The 4,027-nt window shown below is 61.6% G+C and carries 4 protein-coding genes; all 4 read left to right on the forward strand.

The genetic code is table 11. The annotated features are described in order from the left end of the window. Nucleotides 1–124 precede the first annotated feature (124 nt). The 4 genes from M0954_RS18125 to M0954_RS18140 all read left to right on the forward strand — a co-directional run bounded on the left by M0954_RS18125 (nt 125) and on the right by M0954_RS18140 (nt 3,807). Complete coding sequence (locus M0954_RS18125; protein ID WP_122158474.1) at nt 125–820, forward strand: alpha/beta hydrolase; 696 nt, start codon at nt 125–127, stop codon at nt 818–820. Nucleotides 821–901: 81 nt separating this feature from the next. Continuing rightward, nucleotides 902–1,756 carry an alpha/beta fold hydrolase gene (locus tag M0954_RS18130; protein WP_122158473.1) on the forward strand — a complete coding sequence of 285 codons (855 nt, stop codon included), beginning with the start codon at nt 902–904 and terminating at the stop codon, nt 1,754–1,756. Between the two features lie 96 nt (nt 1,757–1,852). Beyond that, nucleotides 1,853–2,647: a DeoR/GlpR family DNA-binding transcription regulator gene (locus tag M0954_RS18135; RefSeq protein WP_122158472.1), complete on the forward strand. Its 795-nt coding sequence runs from the start codon at nt 1,853–1,855 to the stop codon at nt 2,645–2,647. After that, nucleotides 2,644–3,807: an MFS transporter gene (locus M0954_RS18140; protein WP_297354706.1), complete on the forward strand. Its 1,164-nt coding sequence runs from the start codon at nt 2,644–2,646 to the stop codon at nt 3,805–3,807. The genes M0954_RS18135 and M0954_RS18140 overlap by 4 nt, the downstream gene beginning before the upstream one ends. Nucleotides 3,808–4,027 lie beyond the last annotated feature (220 nt).

Genomic DNA, 4,027 nt, shown 5'->3' on the forward strand with positions numbered 1-4,027 from the left:
AAAAAATCCCTTGACAAGTTACATCATCACTTTGTAACCTATAAATACGCACTAGACAGGTTACAAAGAGACGTCGATGTGCGGGCACCCAAAGCGACACCCACTTTCTTGTAAGGAGCGAAAAATGGCGATTGGCAACGTGAGCGTGGTGCTTGTGCACGGCGCATGGGCAGACGGTTCGAGCTGGAGCAAGGTCATCGAGCGTCTGGAAGGACAGGGCATCCGGGCGGTCGCGGCACCGTTGCCGCTCACGTCGCTACAGGACGACGTAGCGGCGCTGAACAGAACACTTGAGCGAATCGACGGTCCGGTTGTGCTTGCCGGGCACGCTTACGCCGGCGGGGTGGTCGGGTCGGCGCGCGCAGACAACATCAAGGCCCTGGTCTATGTGGCGGCTCTGGCGCCCGACGAAGGCGAAACCGTTGGCGAGGTCTTCTACCGCGCTGAACCGCATCCGCAGGCGCCCAAGCTTGCGCCGGACCAGCACGGTCTGATCTGGTTGCCTGACGAGGCCTTCCCGGCGGCGTTCGCACAACATGCGGCTTCACAAGAGCTGACGGTGCTCCGCGCGGTTCAGCGCCCCATTTCGGTTGCCTGTATTGGCGAGCCGGTGGCACGTCCGCTTTGGAAAGACGTTCCGAGCTGGTTCCTGATCGCCGAGCAGGACCGCATGATCAGCCACGACACGCAGCAGTTCATGGCGCAGCGGATGAACGCGCGAGCGCATTCGTACCCGGTCGATCACGCGCCCATGATCACGTCCCCCAACGACGTGACGACGGTGATCGTCGAAGCGGTCGACGCAGTATCGGCTCAATAAAGACGCGGGCCACATTCGTATCCATGCACACCCTCTGCCTGCACCGCAGGCAGACCCGTTGATTCATCCAGGAGAAAACTCATGTCCTCTATTAGCTATCGTTTCGCCGACGTAGACGGCGTCAAGGTGTTCTATCGTGAAGCCGGTCGTCAAGGCGCCCCGAAACTGCTGCTTCTGCACGGCTTTCCGAGTTCGAGCCACATGTTTCGCGATCTGATTCCGAAGCTGGCCGATCGCTTCCATATCGTCGCTCCCGACTTGCCGGGTTTTGGGCAGTCTGACATGCCGGCTCGCGAAGGTTTTGCATACACGTTCGACCACATCGCAGAGGTCATTGGGCGTTTCACCGAGGTGGTCGGTTTCGACCGGTTTGCCATGTACGTATTCGATTACGGCGCGCCAACGGGCTTCCGGCTTGCCGTTAAGCATCCCGAACGGATCGCCGCGATCATCTCGCAGAACGGCAACGCTTACGAAGAGGGTTTGAGCGAAGGATGGAATCCGATCCGCGCCTACTGGAAAGAGGCTTCGCAGGCGAATCGCGAGGCGCTTCGCGCGCTGCTGACACATGAAACGACCGTATGGCAGTACACGCACGGCGTGCCGGACGCGTCCCTCGTGTCACCGGACGGCTACTCGCTCGACGAGTTCTATCTGAGCCGTCCAGGTGCAGATGAAGTCCAGCTCGACCTGTTCCGCGACTATCGGAGCAATGTCGCGTTATACCCGGCGTTCCAGCAGTATTTCCGCACTCACCAACCGCCGCTTCTTGCGGTGTGGGGGAAAAACGACCCGTTCTTTCTGCCCGCGGGCGCCGAAGCATTCCGGCGCGACCTGCCGGCGGCAGTGGTGCGCTTTCTCGATACCGGGCACTTCGCGCTGGAAACGCATGCTGCGGAAATCGCTGCTGCGATTGGCGAGTTCTTAACCCCGTAGGAGCGTCCCTGAAATTCAGTCGTTGCTGGCGATTCTCGTTTGCGATACATTATGCTCGTTTATGATCGATTTAATCCACCGAGCAAGGATCGCCAGATGCAACGAACCCGACAGGACGCAATGGATGGGCTGCTGCCCGAGGAGCGTGAGCGGCTCATCCTCGAGCGTCTGCGTACCCAGGGACGGGTGCTGGCGTCCGAAATCGCGGCCGAACTCAACACGTCGGAGCACACGGTCCGCCGCCACCTGCGCGACCTCGCCAGCGCCGGACTGTGTAAGCGAGTGTATGGCGGCGCCCTGCTGACTTCGCCATCTCATCTGAGCGCATCGACGCGCATGAAGGCAGCGGTGGATCGCAAGCAACGCCTTGCCATCGCCGCTGCGTCGATCGTGCAGCCCGGGCAGGTGATCCTGCTGGACGCCGGTTCGACCAACGTTGCGATCGCGCAGGCGCTTCCGGACAACGCAGGACTGACCGTCGTGACGAACTCGCCAGAGGCTTGCCTGCGTCTGCTGGATCGACCGGGCTTCGACGTCGTTCTCATCGGCGGCCGGGTCGGTGGTGATGTCGCGGGCGCAACCGGTTCGACTGCGTTGCTGCAGGTCCAGCAGATCAAGGCTGACCTCTGCTTCCTGGGAGCCTGCGCACTCGATACCGCCGAAGGCATTGCCGCCTTCAATGCCGAAGATGCCGAACTCAAACGCGCCATGCTCAAGTCGAGCAGTTTGCTCGCGATAGCCATGACGACCGAGAAGCTGATGACAGCGGCGCCTTTCGTTGTCGGGCCAGCGTCCGCTATCGACTGTCTGATCGTTGAAGCCGATCTTGCCGCGGCTCGCATAAGCGAACTCGAAAAAGTCTGCGACAACGTGATGGTTGCAACGTCATGAAGCCGATCAGGGAACGTCTTGCAACCCTCGCGGTTTTTCTCGCGAACGGCTTTGGGATCGGCGCGTGGGCGGTCGAAATTCCGCGCATCAAGGAGCACCTCTCGCTGAGCGACAGTGCGTTGGGAATGGCGCTGTTCTGTTTCGCGCTGGGCGCGATCGTCGCCATGCCGCTTGCGGGGAGGCTCGCTCCGCGCTTCGGCAGCGGCCGGGCAACTGCGCTACTTGGCGTGGCCTTTTTTATCGCCCTGCCACTACCCGCGTTTGCGCCCAATCTTCCATTGCTCTGCCTTGTACTCGTCCTGCTTGGCGCGGCAAATGGTGCTCTGGACGTTTCGATGAACGGTCACGCCAGCGCGATCGAAACGCAGTGGCGCTCGCCGATCATGTCGTCATTTCATGCTGCATGGAGCGCAGGAGGCCTAACGGGTGCGGCGACGGGCGCGATGATAGAGAAATGGGGCTTCGGCGCCGCCGGCGGTTTATTGCTTCCCGATGCTTTCATTGGAGCGCTGATTGTCGCGGCGGCGGTTCTCGCACTGCGCGATGTCGGGGCCCGCGCAAGCAAGGCAGCCGGTGGCTTCGCGTTGCCAGACGCAAGCGTGATGAAGCTCGCTGCGTTGGCCTTTCTTTGCATGATGGTTGAAGGCGCGGTGGCCGACTGGAGCGCCGTTTTCCTGCGCTCTGTTCTAAATCGGGAAGCAAGCGTTGCGGCCATTGGCTATTCCGCGTTTGCCTTCTCGATGGCGGCCTGCCGCGTGATCGGCGACGTGTCCGTGCGCCGGTTGGGGGCAAGTACCGTGGTCGGACTCGGTGGTTTTCTGGCAGCAAGCGGCTTTGCCCTTGTGCTGGGCTTACCGAGTGTCTGGACCGCCGTCGTCGGGTTTGTGCTTGTCGGTCTCGGCCTTGCCAATATCGTGCCGGTTATTTTCAGCGCTGCGGGCCGCTCGGCTGCGACGCCAACTGTCGGCGTGTCGATGGCGGCCACTGCGGGTTATGCGGGCTTTCTGGTGGGACCACCATTGATTGGATTCGGCGCGGGCTTCCTCGGCTTAAGGCTGGCGTTGTGCGCGCTGCTGATTGCAGCGTTGATCGTCTGCGCTGTGGGTGGCAGGGCCGTGCGGAGTGCGGGCATGTCGACTCGTCTGGCGACATCGAAATAGGATACGCTAGCGAAAATCCCGCTCGACAGTACAGCGCTCCGCTCAGTTGGTGATACGGCTATCCCGCAAGTCGGCCGACGGCTGGCCGCGCACGTTTTCCGCCACGCCTGAACCGGCCTTGACGCTGCCGTCAGGCTGCGGAACTTCCACCGGCTTGACTTCGACGGGGGCCGTGCCGTTTTCCTTCAAACCGAGCTTGTCAGCGGTTTGGGGAGACACA

Origin of the sequence: Paraburkholderia sp., from assembly GCF_026225065.1 — a bacterium.
In the GTDB taxonomy this organism is placed as follows: domain Bacteria; phylum Pseudomonadota; class Gammaproteobacteria; order Burkholderiales; family Burkholderiaceae; genus Paraburkholderia.

Excerpts from the sequence above, each read along its gene's own strand:
- M0954_RS18125 (WP_122158474.1), top strand. The coding sequence starts at position 125 with ATGGCGATTGGCAACGTGAGCGTGGTGCTTGTGCACGGCGCATGGGCA.
- M0954_RS18130 (WP_122158473.1), top strand. The coding sequence starts at position 902 with ATGTCCTCTATTAGCTATCGTTTCGCCGACGTAGACGGCGTCAAGGTG.
- M0954_RS18135 (WP_122158472.1), top strand. The coding sequence starts at position 1,853 with ATGCAACGAACCCGACAGGACGCAATGGATGGGCTGCTGCCCGAGGAG.
- M0954_RS18140 (WP_297354706.1), top strand. The coding sequence starts at position 2,644 with ATGAAGCCGATCAGGGAACGTCTTGCAACCCTCGCGGTTTTTCTCGCG.